The 16,921-nt window shown below is 65.6% G+C and carries 11 protein-coding genes; 5 read left to right on the plus strand and 6 right to left on the minus strand.

Translation table 11 applies throughout. The features are described from left to right. Position 1 precedes the first annotated feature (1 nt). Positions 2 to 2,047, minus strand: a complete 2,046-nt coding sequence (locus PQR08_RS01515) for a hydantoinase/oxoprolinase family protein (RefSeq protein WP_250486761.1) — start codon at positions 2,045 to 2,047, stop codon at positions 2 to 4. 186 nt (positions 2,048 to 2,233) lie between these two features. On the opposite strand from PQR08_RS01515, the gene PQR08_RS01520 reads away from it, so the two are divergent. Then, positions 2,234 to 3,175 (plus strand): LysR family transcriptional regulator, encoded by a 942-nt coding sequence (locus tag PQR08_RS01520; protein ID WP_250486760.1) that lies wholly within the window; start codon positions 2,234 to 2,236, stop codon positions 3,173 to 3,175. A gap of 362 nt (positions 3,176 to 3,537) precedes the next feature. Then, positions 3,538 to 4,308, plus strand: coding sequence for a hypothetical protein (locus PQR08_RS01525; protein WP_250486759.1), 771 nt, complete (start codon positions 3,538 to 3,540; stop codon positions 4,306 to 4,308). A 34-nt stretch (positions 4,309 to 4,342) separates the two neighbouring features. Here the strand turns inward: PQR08_RS01525 and PQR08_RS01530 are convergent, their stop codons facing one another. Then, positions 4,343 to 5,371, minus strand: coding sequence for a LuxR C-terminal-related transcriptional regulator (locus PQR08_RS01530; protein ID WP_250486758.1), 1,029 nt, complete (start codon positions 5,369 to 5,371; stop codon positions 4,343 to 4,345). Between the two features lie 81 nt (positions 5,372 to 5,452). Between PQR08_RS01530 and PQR08_RS01535 the strand changes: the two genes are divergently transcribed. Beyond that, positions 5,453 to 5,647, plus strand: coding sequence for a GMC oxidoreductase (locus tag PQR08_RS01535; protein ID WP_250486757.1), 195 nt, complete (start codon positions 5,453 to 5,455; stop codon positions 5,645 to 5,647). Between the two features lie 310 nt (positions 5,648 to 5,957). Next, complete coding sequence (locus PQR08_RS01540) at positions 5,958 to 9,302, plus strand: adenylate/guanylate cyclase domain-containing protein (RefSeq protein WP_250486756.1); 3,345 nt, start codon at positions 5,958 to 5,960, stop codon at positions 9,300 to 9,302. 13 nt (positions 9,303 to 9,315) lie between these two features. Here the strand turns inward: PQR08_RS01540 and PQR08_RS01545 are convergent, their stop codons facing one another. From PQR08_RS01545 to PQR08_RS01560, 4 genes are all read right to left on the minus strand, one after another. Next, positions 9,316 to 12,144, minus strand: coding sequence for a T6SS phospholipase effector Tle1-like catalytic domain-containing protein (locus PQR08_RS01545; protein ID WP_250486755.1), 2,829 nt, complete (start codon positions 12,142 to 12,144; stop codon positions 9,316 to 9,318). Positions 12,145 to 12,337: 193 nt separating this feature from the next. Then, entirely contained in the window at positions 12,338 to 13,045 is a 708-nt protein-coding gene (locus tag PQR08_RS01550; protein WP_187603694.1) for an OmpW/AlkL family protein, read from the minus strand. 219 nt (positions 13,046 to 13,264) lie between these two features. After that, positions 13,265 to 15,646 carry a type VI secretion system Vgr family protein gene (locus tag PQR08_RS01555; protein ID WP_250486754.1) on the minus strand — a complete coding sequence of 794 codons (2,382 nt, stop codon included), beginning with the start codon at positions 15,644 to 15,646 and terminating at the stop codon, positions 13,265 to 13,267. Between the two features lie 35 nt (positions 15,647 to 15,681). Continuing rightward, entirely contained in the window at positions 15,682 to 16,164 is a 483-nt protein-coding gene (locus tag PQR08_RS01560; protein ID WP_187603056.1) for an Hcp family type VI secretion system effector, read from the minus strand. A gap of 150 nt (positions 16,165 to 16,314) precedes the next feature. Here PQR08_RS01560 and PQR08_RS01565 point away from each other — a divergent pair, with 150 nt between their 5' ends. Next, positions 16,315 to 16,914 (plus strand): type VI secretion system tube protein Hcp, encoded by a 600-nt coding sequence (locus tag PQR08_RS01565; RefSeq protein ID WP_187603055.1) that lies wholly within the window; start codon positions 16,315 to 16,317, stop codon positions 16,912 to 16,914. Positions 16,915 to 16,921: the final 7 nt, after the last annotated feature.

Raw genomic sequence — 16,921 nt, forward strand, 5'->3', positions numbered from 1 at the left:
TTCAGGCTGCCAGTTCGATGACGAGATTGAGATCGGGATCGACGCGCGCGACATGCGACGCCTTCAGCACCGCGCAACTGCTGTGCTCCTCGATGACCGCCGGCCCTTCGATGATCGCGCCGACCGGAATCTGCGTGCGCGCGAACACCGGCAATGTGCGCACGCCGCCATCGAAATACACCTCGCGGGTGCGTACCGGCTTCGGCAGTTCGCCGCCATCGGCGCTCGCGACACCGCCGCGCCAGCCGGTCGTCGTCACGAGTTGCAGGCGCACGTTGGCGACCACCACCGGCTTGTCCTTGCTGATGAAATTCCATTGCCGCAGATGCGCGTCTTCGAAGGCGCGCACGAGCGCCTCGCGGATGCCCTGCGCCTCGCCCTGCACTTCGACGGTGATGACGTCGGGCTGGCCCGCGTAGCGGCAATCGGCTAGGCGTACGGCTTTCACGCCCTGCGCTTCGACGCCGTGCCGCCGCAGCTCGTCCATGCCTTGCGCGGTCAGTTCGTCGAGCGCGGCGTGCAGGGTTGCGTCGTCGATCCTCGCGAGATCGCTTTCGAGCGGCCGCTGATAGTCGTATTGCTGGTCCGCGACCGTCATGCCGAACGCGCTGAAGAGACCCGGCAGCGGCGGGATCACCACGCGGCGGATGCCCATTTCGTGCGCCAGATCGACCGCGTGCACCGGCCCCGCGCCGCCGTAGCAGATGTAAGAGAACTCGCGCGGATCGTAGCCGCGCTCGACCGTCATGATGCGGATGGCCTGCGCCATCAGCGCGTTGGCGACCGAGCGCACGACTTGCGCGGCTTCGGGCACGGAGACGCCGAGCGGCCTCGCGATGACTTCCTCGACCACGCGCCATGCCGCCTGCGCATCGAGCTTGAATTCGCCGCCCAGAAAGCTGTCGGGATCGATATAGCCGAGCACCAGATTGCAGTCGGTGACGGTCGGGCGCGTGCCGCCGCGTCCATAGCACGCGGGACCGGGGTCCGCGCCCGCGCTCTCCGGCCCGATGCGCACGCCGCCGCCCGCGTCGATCCACACGATCGAGCCGCCGCCCGCGCCGACCGAATCGATGTCGATGCTGGGCGAGCGCACGGTATAGGTATGCAGCAGGCTCTTGTTGCGCAGTTCGGGCCGGAAGTCGCGGATCAGCGAGACATCGAAGGTCGTGCCGCCCATGTCGCCGAGGATCGCGTTCCTGAGTTCGCTCTTCTCGCAGTTGCGGATCGCCGCCGAGACGCCGCCCGCCGGCCCCGATTCGAGCAGCACGATGGGCTTGTCCGCGACCATCGCCGGGCTCGCGAGACCGCCGTTCGACTGCATGAAGAGGAACTTGCCCGCGAAGCCGTGTTGCGCCAGCGCGCTGATGAGCCGGCCGATGTAGCGTCCGCACACCGGCCCGAGCATCGCGTTGATGACGGTCGAGCTTGCGCGCTCGTATTCCATCGATTCGGGATTCACTTCGTGCGATGCGCAAATGAAGTGGTCCGGCAACAGACGGCGCAGCGTGTCGACGGCTTCGCGTTCATGGCTTGGATTGACATGCGCGTGCAGGAAGCACACGGCGACGGCTTCGATATCCGACGCCCGGATCTGATCGGCGAGCGTTTCGAGCTGCGCGTGATCGAGCGGCGTTTCGATGCTGCCGTCGTGGCGCAGACGCTCGTTCACTTCGAGCCGCCAGCGGCGCTCGACGAGCGGACGCGGGTTGTCGAACAGCAGATCGTACAGATCGGCACGATCGTGACGCGACACGCGCCTCAATTCGAGGATGTCGCGAAAGCCGCGCGTGGTGACGAGCGCGGTCTTCGCGCCGGTGCCTTCGACGACCATGTTGGTCGCCATCGTCGTGCCGTGGCCGAGGAACGAGACGTCCGCGCTGTCGGTGCCCGACAGTTCGAGAATCCTGCGGAAGCCTTCGATGGTGCCGATGACGCGATCCTTCGGCGTCGTCGGCACCTTGGTCGACCAGATGCGCCCAGTCTCATCGTCCACCATCACGACATCGGTGAAGGTGCCGCCGACATCGAGTCCGATTCTTTTCAATTTGCTTCTCTCCTGTGGATGCGTGATTTCTGGTTCGCTTGCTCATGCCGCGTGTGTTCCGGCTATGATCGAGCCGCGCCGCCGGGCGCCGCGCCGTGACGAACATCGACCGGGCCAGTTTAAAGAGGCATCGACGCGGCCAGATAATGAAACCTTCCGATCAGGTGAGACGTTGGAGTTATATCGGTGATAACCAGTATCGATGCGATATTGAGGCGGCTGCGCGGCAATCATGTCGCGCTGCTGATCGCGCTGGACGACCAAGGCTCGCTGCGCAAGGCGGCGCAGCAGGTGTCGCTCTCGCAGCCCGCGACGACCAAGTCGCTGCGCGAAATCGAGTCGATGTTCGGCACGGAGCTGTTCGCGCGTTCGCCACGCGGCATCGTGCCGAACGAACTCGGACGCTGCGTGATCCGCCATGCGCGCGCCGTGCGATCCGAGATCGGTGCGCTGCGCGACGAGCTTGCGGCCATCATGCGCGGCGGCGGCGGCATGCTCGCCATCGGCGCCGTGATGGGCTCGATGCCCGAATGGCTGGCGCCCATACTGCGCTCGTTGAGGGAAGTTCAGCCGGACGTGTCCGTCGAGGTCTGGGAGGACAACAGCGCGCGTTTGTTATCGATGCTCGATCAGCGTCTGCTGGATCTCGTGATCGGGCGGCCGAGCATCAGCGTGCATCCTGAAGCTTACGACTTCATTCCGCTCGAGGTGGAGGAAGTGTGTCTGGTCGTGGACGGCGCCGATCCGCTGGCGAGCGTGCAGCGTATGACGCTCGCGGAACTTGCCGACAATCCCTGGATCGTGCCGCAGGCAGCCCTGCCGATGCGCTCCCTGCTCGAACAGCTTTTCGACGACGCCGAGGTGCCCTTTCCGCGTTACGCCATCGAAACGTCTTCGACGTTCGCCACGTTGTCGTTGCTGCGAGCCAGCGCGGGGACCGTCGCACTGATGCCGTTGAAAGTCGCCCAGTACTTTCAGGTGCACGGAATGATGGCGGTGTTGCCGATCCGCATCGAGCGGCGCGGCGCGCCCTATGGAATCGCGACGCGTCGCGGGGCCACGGCGACCGCTCCGGTACAGCGATTCATCGAGCTGTGCAAGCAAAAGCGGGACGAACAGCTTCGCTAGGGCGTGCATCCTCCGACGACGCGTCGTGAAGCGTTCGAAATACCGCGTCCACCATCGTCCTTATCTGTGACGAGCGTAGATGTCGTCCTGACGCTCCGGCTCCGATGAATCCGGCCGGTCGTACAGCACCGCATTGCCCCTCTACGACTTTCGATGTAGGTCGTCCGGCTGATTTCGCCCCCCTCCTCCTGCCACTAATTTGTAAGCGCCGACTCGCAGGAACGGCTGCAAAGCCGAAGCGCCTCGGGCCACTCGCTTGGCAGCGAACCGGTCTCCCCAGGAGGGGCCATGTTCAAGAAACTCGACTTCACGGCGATGCATACGGCGCGCCGCGCCCCGGTTCCACACGATGCGGTGCCGTCATGGACGCACTGACCCATCAGGACGCCGGCGCCTTCGCGCGGGAGGGTTATTCGCTCGCCGACCTCTGGCATCGCCGCGCAAGCCTCTCGGACATCGAGATCGGGCATATCTACCGGCTGGTGCTGTCGACGCTCCGGTCCTACTACCCGCCCGAACTGCGCGGCCTGCACGAGGACAAGGAAGAACTGATCTCGCAGTTCTTTTTCTCGCGCGTGTTGCGGCTCGACTCGGAGCAGCGTCCGTCGCACGCGTCGGCGGAGAGCGCGCCGTCCACCGCGTATGCGCTGTGCGCGTACTTTCGCCGCTTTCTGATCGATTGCCTGCGCAGCGCGAGCCTGCAGCGCAATCTGTCGCTGGAAGTCGAAGGCGTGCAGGACGAAGTCGACTCCCGCGCACACGCACCCGACGATCCAGTCGAAGCCACGCTCGCCGACTTCGGGCTGAACGAGGCGCGTGTGCGGGCATTCGCACGGGTGTTCATCACGATGTGCGACGCGCCGGACCGGCTCATCCTCGCGGGCAGCCTCGGCGCGAGCAGCGAACGCAAGGGCGGCCTCAAGGGCGTCGCCGAGCAATACGACGTGCCTTCGTATCACTATCGCGCGCGCAAGCTCGGCGTGACGATGAAGAAGGACGCGACGCCGACGTGCTTCGCCGCGACGAAAATCGGCCGATGGATGGTGCAGACGCTCGGCATCGAGATCACGCCGGAGAATCGCGACGCAATCCTGATCGTGCTGAACTTGCTCGCGCTGGAAGCGCACGAATGAACGACGCGCAGCGATGCTTCGGGTCACGAAACGCCTATGCGCCCCGTTCCTTGTCGGCCTGCAGGCGGCCCGCGATGAGCTGCACGAGATAGAGCGCGAATTCGGGCTCCTGATAGTAGAGCCGAATCGCGTCGGCGGCCGAAACGGTGCGCATTTCGCAGTCGGTCTTGCATATCACCGTGGACGTGCGCCGGCGCTCCGGCGAGAAGAGCCCGATCTCGCCGAGCACCGTGCCCGCGCCCAGTTCGATGCCGAGCTCCGAGAGCCGCACGACGCCCGTCTCGACGTAGAACATCTGGCCGCTCGGGTCGCCCTTGCGAAAGAGCACTTCGCCGGCGCGAAACCGCTGGCTCTCCATCCTTCCGAGCAGGCGCGCGACCGGCAAGAGGCCGTTGACCGCATGATTGACCTGGGTATCGCGGATCTTTTCCATGCGCGCCGCGACCGCGCTCGCTTCGCCGCGGCTCGATACGTTCAGCGCCTTGAAGATCGTCGTCAGATGCGTCTTGACGGTGGCTTCGGCGCAATCGAGCTCGCGCGCGATCATCTTGTTGGAGCGTCCGCGCGCGAGAAGCGCGAGCACTTCGATCTGGCGCGGCGTCAGATGCAGGTCCGGACCGGGCTCGGCCGCGGTGCGCGGCGCGGCCCTTTCCGATGACGCGGACGGCGCGTCGCGCCCCGCTACGAGAAGCGAACGCGGCAGCGACACGCCGCCCGCCAGCACGAGACTCAGCGCACCGGTAAGCAGCTCCGCCGACGCGGATTTCTCGACGCATCCCGCGACGCCCGCCGCGATCAGTTCATCGACAAGTTCGCGCTTCGCTCTGGCGAGCAGCACGATGACGGGCGTGGTGCGTGCATGGCCGCGCACGACATCGAGCGCTTCGCTCGACTCGCTCATGGAGTCGCCGTCCATCACGACGCAATCGGGCTTGCGGCCCTCCGGCCATTCGGCGCCGAGACGCTCGCATCCCTGCACGTCGGCATCCGGCACGAACGCGCGCAGGAGCGCCGCAACGCCGTCGCGAAACAGTCCCGCCGGTCCGATAAGCAGTATGTACATGCGATGCATGCTATACCGACTCGCGCGGCCATGCCCGATATCTCGATGCGGTGGTGAGGGGCGTGGAGTTCGCGCGCCGTCGTGCGCCGCGAAATGAATCCGGGCGACGCGGCCGCGGTCGTCGATTCGCGCTTACGCGTGTTCGGCACGACCGGCCTGAGAGTGGTGGACGCGTCCATTTTTCCGCGCATTCCGGGATTCTTCATCGTCACGCCCGTGTACATGATCAGCGAGAAAGCCAGCGACGTGATCCTCGAAGACGCGCGACGCGGATGATCGCGGCACACGCCCCACGCGTCGTCTCCCTGACGTGACCGATCGTTCGCCGCGCGCGTGAAGGGTGCGTCGTCGGACCGGCAAGCGGCACATTTGTAGCGTCCGCTTCATCGTCGTCTGTCGCGCCTGCGCAAATCATTTCGATACAGCCCACTTAGGGCTAATTAAAAGCGCGCATATCCACGATAATCTAATAGGCCAGAGGAACGCTGGCGTCATGTAGTCCTGCCGATTCGACCCGTCGCCGATGCACGCGCGAGTCGCAGCGTGCCGATGTTGCGCACGCACGTCGGCACAGAGGAGTCGCTCGATGGATCCGCTTTCGACATGGCTTGGCGAGCTTGGCCTCGAACGTTACGCGACGGTATTCGAGGCCAATGGCGTGGACCTGGAATCGCTGCCGCTCCTGACCGATCGCGATCTCGCCGAACTGGGCATGCTGCTCGGTCACCGCCGGCGTCTGCTCGATGCCTTGTCGCACCCTCAACCCCAGCGCGAAGCCGCGCGGCAGGCGCCGCTGCCCTCCCGTGGTCATCGTGCGCCGGGCGAGCGGCGTCAGCTCACGGTGCTGTTCTGCGATCTCGCCGGCTCGACCGAACTCGCGCAGCGCCTGGACGCCGAAGAACTGCACGAAGTGATGCGGATCTATCAGGAGACCTGCGCACGGGTCGTCACGCGTTACGAGGGGCACGTCGCGCAATATCTCGGCGACGGCGTTCTCGTTTATTTCGGATTCCCGCAGGCGCGCGAAGATGCCGCCGAACGCGCGGTGCGCGCCGCGCTCGAAATCGTCGCCGAAGTCGGGCGGCTTTCCGCCAGCGCGCCGCTGCGCGTGCATATCGGCGTCGCGACGGGTGCGGTCGTCGTCGGCGAGCTGGAAGGCCACGAATCCTCGCCTTTCGATACCGCCGTCGGCGCGACGCCGAACCTCGCCGCGCGCCTGTGCGCCCACGCCGGCCCCGACGAAATCGTGATCGCCCCGAGCACGCGCCGCCTGCTCGGCAGCACGTTCGAACTCGAAGAGCTCGGCGAGCACGAACTCAAGGGCATCAGCGTGCCCGTCAACCTGTCGCGCGTCGCGGGCCTCGCGTACCGCGAAAGCCGCTACAGCGCATTCCGACCGATTCGTGCGACGCCGTTCGTCGGCCGCGAACACGAAGTCAATCTGCTCGTGTCGCGCTGGCGCACCGCCCGCGACGGCGAAGGCCAGGCCGTCTTGCTCATGGGCGAGCCTGGCATCGGCAAGAGCCGCATCGCCCATGTGCTGCGCGAACGGCTGAGCGGCGAGCAGCATCTGACCCTGCTCTACCAGTGCTCGCCGTTTCAGACCAGCTCGTCGTTTCACCCGATCATCGGGCATCTGTCGGAAACCAGCGGCTTCCAGCGCCAGGACTCGCCCGAAACGCGCCTCGACAAGCTGGAAGCGGCGCTGCGGCTCGAACCCGGCGAGCGCGCCGAGGTCGCGCCGCTGTTCGCCGCGCTGCTCTCGCTGCCGACCGACCGCTATCCGCCGCGCATGGATTCCCCGCAGCGGCTGCGCGAAGTGACCATCGAAGCGCTCGTCGAGCAGCCTATCCGGCTGTCGAGCGGTCAGCCGCTCCTGATCATTTTCGAGGATGCGCAGTGGGCCGACGCCGACACGCTCGAAACCATCGCGCGCTTCATCGAACGAATCCGCCACTGGCCGATCCTGATGCTGATCACCTGCCGCCCCGAGTTCACGCCCGCGTGGACCGCGCACGGCAACGTGACGCTCCTGCATCTGAATCGCCTCGCGAGGCGCCAGGGTGCGCAGATCGCGGCGGAGCTGACCGCCGTCAAGCCGCTTCCGCCCGACGTCCTGGAACAGATTCTCGAACGCGCCGACGGCGTGCCGCTCTTTGTCGAGGAACTGACGCAGACCGTGCTCGAAGCCGGGCTGCTGCGCGACGCCGGCGATCACTGGGAAACGAACGGGCCCGCCGCGCCGCTCGCGATTCCGTTCACGCTGCACGACTCGCTGATGGCGCGGCTCGATCACCTCGCGCCGGTCAAGACCATCGCGCAGATCGGCGCGTGCATCGGGCGCGAGTTCGATCACGCGCTTCTGGCCGCGATCGCGCCCGTCGACGATGTGCGGCTCGCCGAAGCGCTCGCGTCGCTCGAAGCGAGCGGGCTGGTCTTCCGGCGCGGAGGCGGCGACGACGCGATCTACCGCTTCAAGCACGCGCTCGTCGGCGATGTCGCCTATGACAGTCTCCTGAAGAGCCAGCGCGTGCGCATCCATGCGCGCATCGCGAAGGCGCTCGCGGACGTGTTCGCCGATCGCGTCAAGGTGAGTCCCGAACTGCTCGCGCTGCACCTGACGCGCGCGGGCCTGACCGACGAAGCGCTTGCACAATGGATCGCGGCCACGCGGGTCGCGATGGCGCGGTATCGTCATCGCGAGGCGCTCGCGCATGTCGATTCGGGGCTCGCGCTCGTCGCACACTCGAATCCGGCCCGGCGCGCCGACTGCGAGGTCGCGCTGCTGGTGATGGGCGCGGCGTGCCATTGGGCGCTCAAGGGTTACGCGTGCGAGGAATGCGCCGCGCTGTGGACGCGCGCCGAAGCGCTCCTCGACGGCGTGACGCAGGAACGGCTGCGCGTGCTGGCGCTCGTCGGCATCAACAATTTCGCCTATGCCGCCGCGGATTCGCCCAAGTGCGTCGCGACCTCGGAACGGCTGATCGAGCTTGCTTCCGGCACGCAGGATACCGACAGCAAGATCGTGGCCTATGCAGCGGTCGGGCCGATCCTCTATCAGCAAGCCCAGTTCGAGCGCTGCGCGACGCTCCTGCAATATGTGATCGATACTTACGACCTCGCGCATTCGACCGGCTACGGGCGTTTCAACGACGCGAAGGTGACCGCGTGCTGCTGGCTCGGCTATTGCGAGCTGTCGGCGGGCCGCTTCGGCCGCGCCCGCTGGCTCGCGCGCATGGCGATCGATCACGCCGACGCGCTCGCTCAGCCGTTCGTGCTGTCGCAGGCGCTGGCCGTCGGGGCGCGGCCGTTCGTCGAGATCGGCGATATCGGCGCGGCGCGCGAGCTGTGCCGCCGCTGCATCGACCTGTGCGATACGCAGCGTCTGCCGTTCTGGAAAGGCTGGGCGATGGTATATGAGGGCGTCGCGTCCGCGCGCGAAGGACAGCACGCGAGCGCGCTTGCACGGCTGGAGGAGGCGGTCGAGCATCTCGCGGGCAACGGCGGGCGCAACGACCTCGCCTATGTGCACGCGTGGCGCGCGCAGGCGCTCACGCATCTCGGACGCCACGACGACGCGCGGCAGTGCATTGCTGCGGCGCGCGCCGATTGCCTGCGCACGGGCCAGCGGACCGGCCTCGTCGATCTCTCTTACGCGGCGGGCGTCGTCGAGAAAGCCGATCCGCGCGCCGAGCCGGGTCGCGCGCTCACGCTGCTGCGCGCAGCGGCTGCCGACGCACGCGCGCAGAACCTGCGGCTGCTCGAACTGCGCGCCAGCATCGAGATTGCCGGCGTGCTGCGCATCGAAGGACGCGGCAACGAAGCGAGCGAGTGTCTCGAAGCGCTCGTCGCCAGCTTCGCCGAAGAGCAGGATTGCGCGCTTGTGACAGAAGCGCGGCAGTTGCTGTCGACATGCGCGACGCCGGAGTAGACGCCGTCGCGCGCTATCGCGGCACCGGCGTGTTCTGCACGATTGCGTTCGCGGCCGGCAACGCCGTCGAGCACGGCAAGCTCTGCCCGACGAGCTTACGCGTGCGGTCGTCCATCACCTGCGAGACGATCACCTGCGCGCAGCCGAGGTTGTTGGGGTAGAAACGGCCTTTGTCGAAGCCTATCGGGGCGACTGCGTCGTTGACGTACAGAAAGAGCCGCCCGCTCGACTTCGCGGTGATCTGCGACACGAGCACCTTGCGGCCGGCGGGCGTCGGATCGCCGCCCACGACACACGCGGCCTGCTGCGCGCCGAGCGGTTCCAGATGTCCGCCGCCGACGTCGCACAGCGGCGGCTTCGAGCCCGCGGCAATCACGCCGCTCGCGCGATGATTGTTCGCATATCGATACGATGCGAACGGCGCTTCGGGTTCGAGCACATATTCGTCGTGCCCTTTCTCGCCGATCCGCGCGATCGGCTTGAACCAGTCTTCGAACCACCAGCGCTTGAGCCCGGCTGCGGCGAAGTGAGCGGCCGTATCTGTCGGAAAACCGCCCACGTCCGCGCGCTCGCTCCGGTCGAGCCAGTCGCCGTCGGTCACGAGCCGGATTTCGTAGCGCGCGTCCTTGTCCAGCGTCACGCCCGAATCCCAGCACAGGTCCTTCGTGTGGAACGCGACGCCGGTCGGCTTGGCGGGATCGGCAGCCGTATCGCCGGCCTTCTGGATTGCGCAAACCTTGCCGACCGCGCTCAGCCCGTCGAACAGCGCGCGGTTCGCCACGGCGATGCCGAGCAGCCCGACAAACGCCAGGCACAGGCCCGGCAGAATCACGCATTCGATCTTCTTGCAGACATACCCGAATGCGCCGTTGTCACGCAGCCTGCGCGCGAGGCTCAGCGCGAATCCGCCTTTCATGGCCTGCGCAATCGCCGCTGGCGTGGCATCGCGCTGGTTCACCGCCCTATGGTTCCGGTCGAGCCGCCGCACGCGCACTTGTCGCCACAACGCGAGGGCGCATAGCGCGACGGCGGCCCCCGTCAGCTCCCAGCTGGTGCGCTGGTTCTTCAGCGTGCCCCACGCGAAGGCCGCGAGCAGTGCGAACAACGCCGCGCCCGCCAGCGTCATGTTGCGGCTGCCCGCCTCCGACAGCCGGCGCCATTCGAGATAGGTGAGGCAAAGCTTCGGATGCCACGCGAGAAATGCGCGGTCATGCACGCGCTTTCTCAGCACGCCGCCGAACTGGAGCGAGCCCAGCCAGACGAGCAGCGTCAGCACGAAGACGCTCGAATGTGCGCCGAATGCGCTCGTCCACGGAGAACTCCACGACGGAAGCATGCCCTTGATGAAGGTCAGCGCCGTGTTGAACATGTCGTCTTCGAGTTGCGCCGGATTCGAAACGCTCAGCGCGCCGTTGTGCCACTTCTCCAGCCATTCGATGCCGATCGTGAACCAGGGAAAGAGGATCAGCAGCGCCGATAGGATGAGCGTCGCGAGATACGCTGCGCGGCGCCAGAACACCGTGTCCCAGGCGAGGCCCATCGCCGCGGTGTCACGCTCCTTGAGCGAGGCGAGAGCCTGACGGAGCGTCGTTTCGTTCTCCTTTAGCCTGGCGGCGGCTTCGCCCGTAGGCCTCGTCGCGGCCTGCGCCGGACGCAGCAACGGCGGCGCGGCGATGCCCGGATTCGCGGGAACCGGTTCGAGCGTGCCGTCCGGCCTGAGCACCTGAAAGCTCTCGCGCAGCGCGACGGGCGCATAGCGGTCGGTGCCGAACGCGACGCGCACCGGCACGCTCCAGTGCACGATCGGCCAGAACGGTTTCCCATCCTTCGTCACGCAGGGCAACGCCAGCCTCGGCAGATAGGGATAACCGCCCGCGAGCCCCTTGCGCGAATCGTAGACGCGCGCGAAGGGCGACTGTGTCGCGACGATATCGGAGAGCGCCGAAGGCAGCACGCGAATCCCCACCGCGATCGCCTCGTTCAGGATCCAGTGCAGCGAGACGAGCGAAAGCTGATCTTCGGGATAGCCTCCGCCGACGTTGCAGTGCACGCCGGGAAACCATACCTGCGTGATGCGCCCCGGCTGGATGCCGCCGTGCGCGTCGCCGGTCTGCGGTTCGCCGGTTTCATCCCACGGCAGCGGATGGAAGGTCGAGCGCTCGTCGTCGAGCGACAGCGCGTGGCACGCGCGCTTCACATGCGGCGACAGCTTGAGATCGCCGAACATCATCGGCCAGATGGTCGCGTCGATCGCGCGCTTGAGCGGCAGGATCGGCACGCCGTACGCGGAGACCGTGTCCCACAGACCGAGGAATCGAATCGGTATCTGTTTCCGCTTCGCGACCTGCGCATAGAGCGGCCGCCGCCGCACCCGGTCCGATGCCCACAGCAAGCCGTCGCGCAATGCGCGCAGTCCCCAGACCAGCGGACTCTTCGACGGAAAGCGCGCGGAGCGGTAGTGACGATAAGCCCTGCGGGCATCGCGATCGAGATCTTCCTCGGAGGTCGGCTCGAGCAGACCTTCGGAGTCGATCAGGCCGACGAGCACGCGGATCGTGAAGGCGCCGCGGCTGAAGCCGAAACCGCTGATGTCGTCGCCCGGCCGATAGTTGCGGCAGACGAACTTGTAGAGATCGATGACGTTGCGCTTGAGGCCCCAGCCGAACGCACCGCCGACGAGCGCGAGATACTTGTTGGCCGATGTGCCGACGCCGTCGTCGTAGAACGCGATCTGATCGCTCGCCGATTGATCGAGCGCCTGGAACATGCGCCACACGTTGGTCTTCTGCGCTTTGGCGGAGCTGTTTCCGGTGCCGTCCGAAAGTACCACGATACTGGTCATCGCCGAGCTCCCGTCGATTGGGCAGGCACACGTGTCACGGTGTCTCGCGCCGATTCACTATGTGACAGACGCAGCATGTCCTCCCGACAGACGTTAGGAATGCTACGCCATCCGTCCGTGCTATTTCGGGCGGATCATGCCGACAAGACGAAGCGCGCGTGCCCGGTTTGAAAAGCCGGGCTGCCTTTCCGCATCAGAACCGATAGCCGACGCGCAGCGAGAAAACGATGGGATCGAGCGTGAGCTTGGCCTCGGAGCGCCGGGTGACGGGCCCGAGAGGCGTCTGGCTCGTGGTCGTGAAGTGTCCGGTCGTATGCAGCGGAATGTAGGACAGCGACATCACGCCAAACCAGTGCTCGTTGACGGCGTAGTTGAAGCCGATGTTGAAGATGGGCGCCCAGGTGGAGTCCGCGTCGGCGGTGGTCGTGCCGCCGAGCGCGCGCATTTCGAACGCCGTGTTGGTGATTTCCGCGTCGCTGAAGGAAGTGCGCGTGACGCCCACGCCGATATACGGCCTGAATTTCGCTTGCGGCTCGAAGAACACGTACTTGAAGATCAGCGCCGGGCTCCATTGCTTGACGGTGCCGAGCTTGCCGAAGCTTTCGAGCGACCCGGTGCCGGTGATATCGAATTTCGGCGGGATGCCGATTTCGAGCTCCGCCGTGATGTGACTGGTCACGAAGTAACCGATCGTGCCGCCGAACGTGTCGGCGCTCGACGCGCCCGCTCCCGTGTTGGGCTGCACGATGTTGACGGGCCGGCCGTTGACCGAGGTCACCGTGAACGGGCCGCTGCTGTCCTGCGGCGCCAGATGGAACCAGCCGGCGGTGACGTAGAGATTCTGCAGGGATTGCGCGTGACTGGTCATGGGAGACGAGGCAAGCGCGGCGCAGAGGACCATCAAACGGGATGCTTTCACTGGATGTGTCTCCCTGCATCGCATTCGCTCAGGAATATTGATCGTACGCGAGGGCATGTTGGATACGATTGGGATGACTATCGATTGCTTAGTGGGGCGCGGCGTGGTAACGCGTGGTGGGGGTGGGTGTTTGGGAAATAAGGGCACGCGATTTTGTAAATGATCGGGTGCCTGGTTTCGGGTACGCGGATCTTCCATCCTTCAATTCTGCAAAATCTTCGACCCTTTCATCGTGATATCCCCATCCGCCTTCACATTGATCTTCCCGCTTCCAATCACCGTAATATCCTTCCCCTTGATCTGAATCGTCCCATCCTTCTTCATGCTGAAACTCGCATCGCCAGTCTTGATGACCACCGACTCTCCCGCCTCGATGACGAGATTCTTCCCGACCTTGAGCGCATCGTCCTCGCCCACCTCCGTGGTGCGCCCCTTCCCCACCTTGCTCGCCTGCGCGCCGTCGATCGACTCGCTCGCGTCCTTGGCGACCGACACCGTCTGCCCGCCGCTCACGCTCAACGACTGATCCCCGCCCACGGTCGTCGCCTGCTTCCCGCCGACATTCACCGTCTGATCCGAACCCACCGTCACGCTCTGACTCGATCCGACACTCACCGTCTGACTCGCGCCGACGGTTTCAGTGTGATAAGCCCCGACCGTCACCGCCTGATAAGCGCCAACCGTCACCGCCTGAAACGCGCCGATCGTCACTTCCTGCGCCGCTCCGACGGTAATCGTCTCGTTGATGCCCACGCTATGCGTGCGTTGCAGCAACACCGTCGCGGTCTCGCTCGCCTTCACGGTCTTGGTCCGGTTCGCACCGATCGTGATGCTCTCGTTGACGCCCACGGTCTCCGTGCGGTTCATCGTCACGTCGATCTTCTCGTTGTTCCCGACCGTCTCCGTGCGATCGTGCTTTACGACGGTCGTCTCGTCGTGATCGATATTCTTCTTGCGGTCGTGCCCGACCCAGTGCGTCTCATCCTTCTCGACTTCGATATCCTGATTGCGCTCGGCATGCAGCAACACCTGCTCCGCGCCCTTCTTGTCCTCGAAGCGCAACTCGTTGCAGTTCGCGGCGCTGCCGCCCTTGCTCGAACGGCTCTTGATGCCGGTCTGCGTCATGTTGCCGGGCAAGTCGTACGGCGGCATCTGCTCGGCGTTGTAGACGCGCCCCGTGATGATCGGCCGGTCCGGATCGCCCTCCAGAAAATCGACGATCACTTCCTGCCCCATGCGCGGTATCGCCACCGCGCCGAAGCCCTTGCCCGCCCACGGCTGCGACACGCGAATCCAGCAGGAACTGTTCTCGTCGCGCTTGCCCTGACGGTCCCAGAAGAACTGGACTTTCACGCGCCCATATTGATCCGTATGAATCTCGTCGCCGCCGGGCCCGACGACCACCGCCGTCTGCGGCCCCTGCACGAAGGGCCTGCGCGTCACGCGCGCGGGGGTGAAGTGCTGCTTGGCGTCGATCGCGGAGAACCAGCACTCGCAGCGGTTCGACTGCGCGCCGTCGAAGGCTTCGTAGTCGGCGAGATCGATCTCGTAGCTCGTGCGCGTGACGAGGTACTGCGCGTTCTGATCGGCGCGCGGATGGCGCGTGAGCTTCAGCAGCGTGCCCGCGCGCACGCTCCTGCCGTTGCTGCGCGCATCGACCTGATGCCAGTTGATGGCGGGATCGTCGGTCACGCTGGCCTCGACGAGCCCTTCGTCCGCGCGCGACTTCGCCCGGCTCTCGCCGTGATCGGCCTCGACATAGCCGCCGGGATAATCGAAATGTTCGAGCCCGGAAAACGCGTCGAAGCCCGGCATCTGCTTGACGGCCTGCTTCTGCAAGGGCCGCGACGGATGCTTGAAGTCGTAATCGGTGAGCACCCAGTTGCGCGTCTCGATCATGTGATTCACGCGCCACTCGCTCACGTATTCCATGCCGGGCGCGGCGCTCATCACCGTGCCGTACGGCAGCGATTCGCAGCCCGCGACGCTTTCGTGCGCGGCGAGCGTGTCGGTGAGAATCAGCGATTCCTTGCCGTCCTTGTCCTGAAACCAGTAGTAGATGCCTTCGTCTTCGAGCAGCCGGCTCACGAAATTGAAGTCCGACTCGCGATACTGCACGCAGTACTCACGCGGCCGGTGCGCGCGGGAATTGGCCTTCCATTTGATCTCGCCCAGTTCGAGCTGCTTGTAGACCGGATCGGCGAAGACCGCCTTCACGATCTCCTCGACCGTCTTGTTCTGAAAGATGCGGCAGGTGCTGCGCCGCGTGAGCAGCCACAGCCACGGACGCACCGCCGCTTCATAGGCGTACAGACGTCCGCGCATGCCGGTCTGCCGGAAGCTCACCACATAGCCGCCGAACACACGCGGCTTCGCGCCGTCCACGCGCAGCGATACCTTCACGTGCTTGCCGAGTATCTTGCTGAAGTCGATATCGGCGCGCTTCGACACGAGCGTGAGTTCACAGCGCGGCATGCGCCCGAGCTCGGCGCTCGCGCGCAGCGAGAGAAAGCGCAAGTCGTCGGCGAGCGGCGTCTCGACGCTTGCGAGCGGCTGCGCCGTTGCGACATCGGTGGTGGACATCGGCGCACCCGCGTCTTGAGAGTCGGTTGCGAAGGTCAGCGCACTTCGGTCGTCAAGGCGTCGTAGCCGAACTTGACGGCGCCGCCCAGCGCGCCCTTGTCATCCTGCGGCTTGTATTCGAACTCGATGTCCGCATAGAGCAGGCTCACGTTCTCATGCAACTCGCCGCCCATGCCGCCGCCCATGCCGACGTGCGTCACGGTCACCTGTTTCATCGTGACGGTGAGGAATTCCTTCTGCCCTTCGCCCGACTTGCTCACGGTGAGCTTCGCGTTCGCGAGGTGCTTGCCGCTCACGCAGCTCTTCGCGAGCGTGGGCGAAGCCTTGTCGTAGAAGTGCGCGAACGTGAACATCCCGGGCTTCGCCTTGCCTTGACCGCTGCCGCCGCCGACCGCCGGACTGCCGGCGTTGGTCACGTCCCAGTCGAAGGACTGCACCTCGATCTGATTCTCCGCGCCCTTGTGCTTCGATTCACCTTCGATTCCGTCAATCTTCAGATAGCAGTCGATCGTTGCCATGTGGTCCTCCGTAGTGGTCCGGTTTGCGTCGCGCGAATTCGCGCTTGCAGGTAGGACGAACATCGGCGGAAAATTTTCAATATCGATCGCGTTCAAAATCGCAGCGCAGCCGCCGTCTTATGTTCGATGACCGTTTCCCGGACCAGGACGATGCCAAGCTCCGACACGCGCGAGCCGCGCCCGCACGACTGCCTCTCGCTCGATGCCCTTCGCCAGTTCGACGAGCTCGCGCTGCCCGAATCCAACGACATGCTGTTGCAGGTCGTGCCCAAGCGCAGCAACACGCCCGTGAAGGGCGAAGCGAGCAAGCGCGGCGACTGGGACACGCCGATGCAGATCCACGGCTGGCGCTGGGCGCAGGGCTACGACGCGGTACAGCACACCGCCGCGCTCAACGCGAGCGACTTGCGCGTGAGCTCGCTCGGCCTGATCCGCACGGTGGATTCGGCCTCGCCCGTCATCGCCAAACTGTGCGCGCAGGCCGAATTGCTCGCGCTCGCGCACATCCGCTGCTTCAAGTCGGCAGGCACCGATCACGGCGTGCAGATCGAGTTCCTGTCGATGAAGCTCGAACAGGCGTATCTGCGCAACTATCAGATTTTCACGAGCCCGCGTTTCGGCCGCCTGTGCGAGATCTTCGAGCTGTCGGCCCAGCAACTCACGATGACCTGCGCGCCGCAGACCGAAACCGGCGCGCGCGGCGCCGACGTGACCTTCGCACTCGACGTGTCCACGCGGCGCATCGGCTGAGCATCAT

It is taken from the genome of Caballeronia jiangsuensis (genome assembly GCF_046030135.1).
GTDB classification, from domain to species: Bacteria; Pseudomonadota; Gammaproteobacteria; order Burkholderiales; family Burkholderiaceae; genus Caballeronia; species Caballeronia jiangsuensis.

Coding starts and splice junctions, on each gene's coding strand:
- PQR08_RS01555 (WP_250486754.1), bottom strand. CDS start 15,646: ATGTCCACCACCGATGTCGCAACGGCGCAGCCGCTCGCAAGCGTCGAG.
- PQR08_RS01565 (WP_187603055.1), top strand. CDS start 16,315: ATGCCAAGCTCCGACACGCGCGAGCCGCGCCCGCACGACTGCCTCTCG.
- PQR08_RS01545 (WP_250486755.1), bottom strand. CDS start 12,144: ATGACCAGTATCGTGGTACTTTCGGACGGCACCGGAAACAGCTCCGCC.
- PQR08_RS01540 (WP_250486756.1), top strand. CDS start 5,958: ATGGATCCGCTTTCGACATGGCTTGGCGAGCTTGGCCTCGAACGTTAC.
- PQR08_RS01550 (WP_187603694.1), bottom strand. CDS start 13,045: ATGGTCCTCTGCGCCGCGCTTGCCTCGTCTCCCATGACCAGTCACGCG.
- PQR08_RS01530 (WP_250486758.1), bottom strand. CDS start 5,371: ATGTACATACTGCTTATCGGACCGGCGGGACTGTTTCGCGACGGCGTT.
- PQR08_RS01525 (WP_250486759.1), top strand. CDS start 3,538: ATGGACGCACTGACCCATCAGGACGCCGGCGCCTTCGCGCGGGAGGGT.
- PQR08_RS01560 (WP_187603056.1), bottom strand. CDS start 16,164: ATGGCAACGATCGACTGCTATCTGAAGATTGACGGAATCGAAGGTGAA.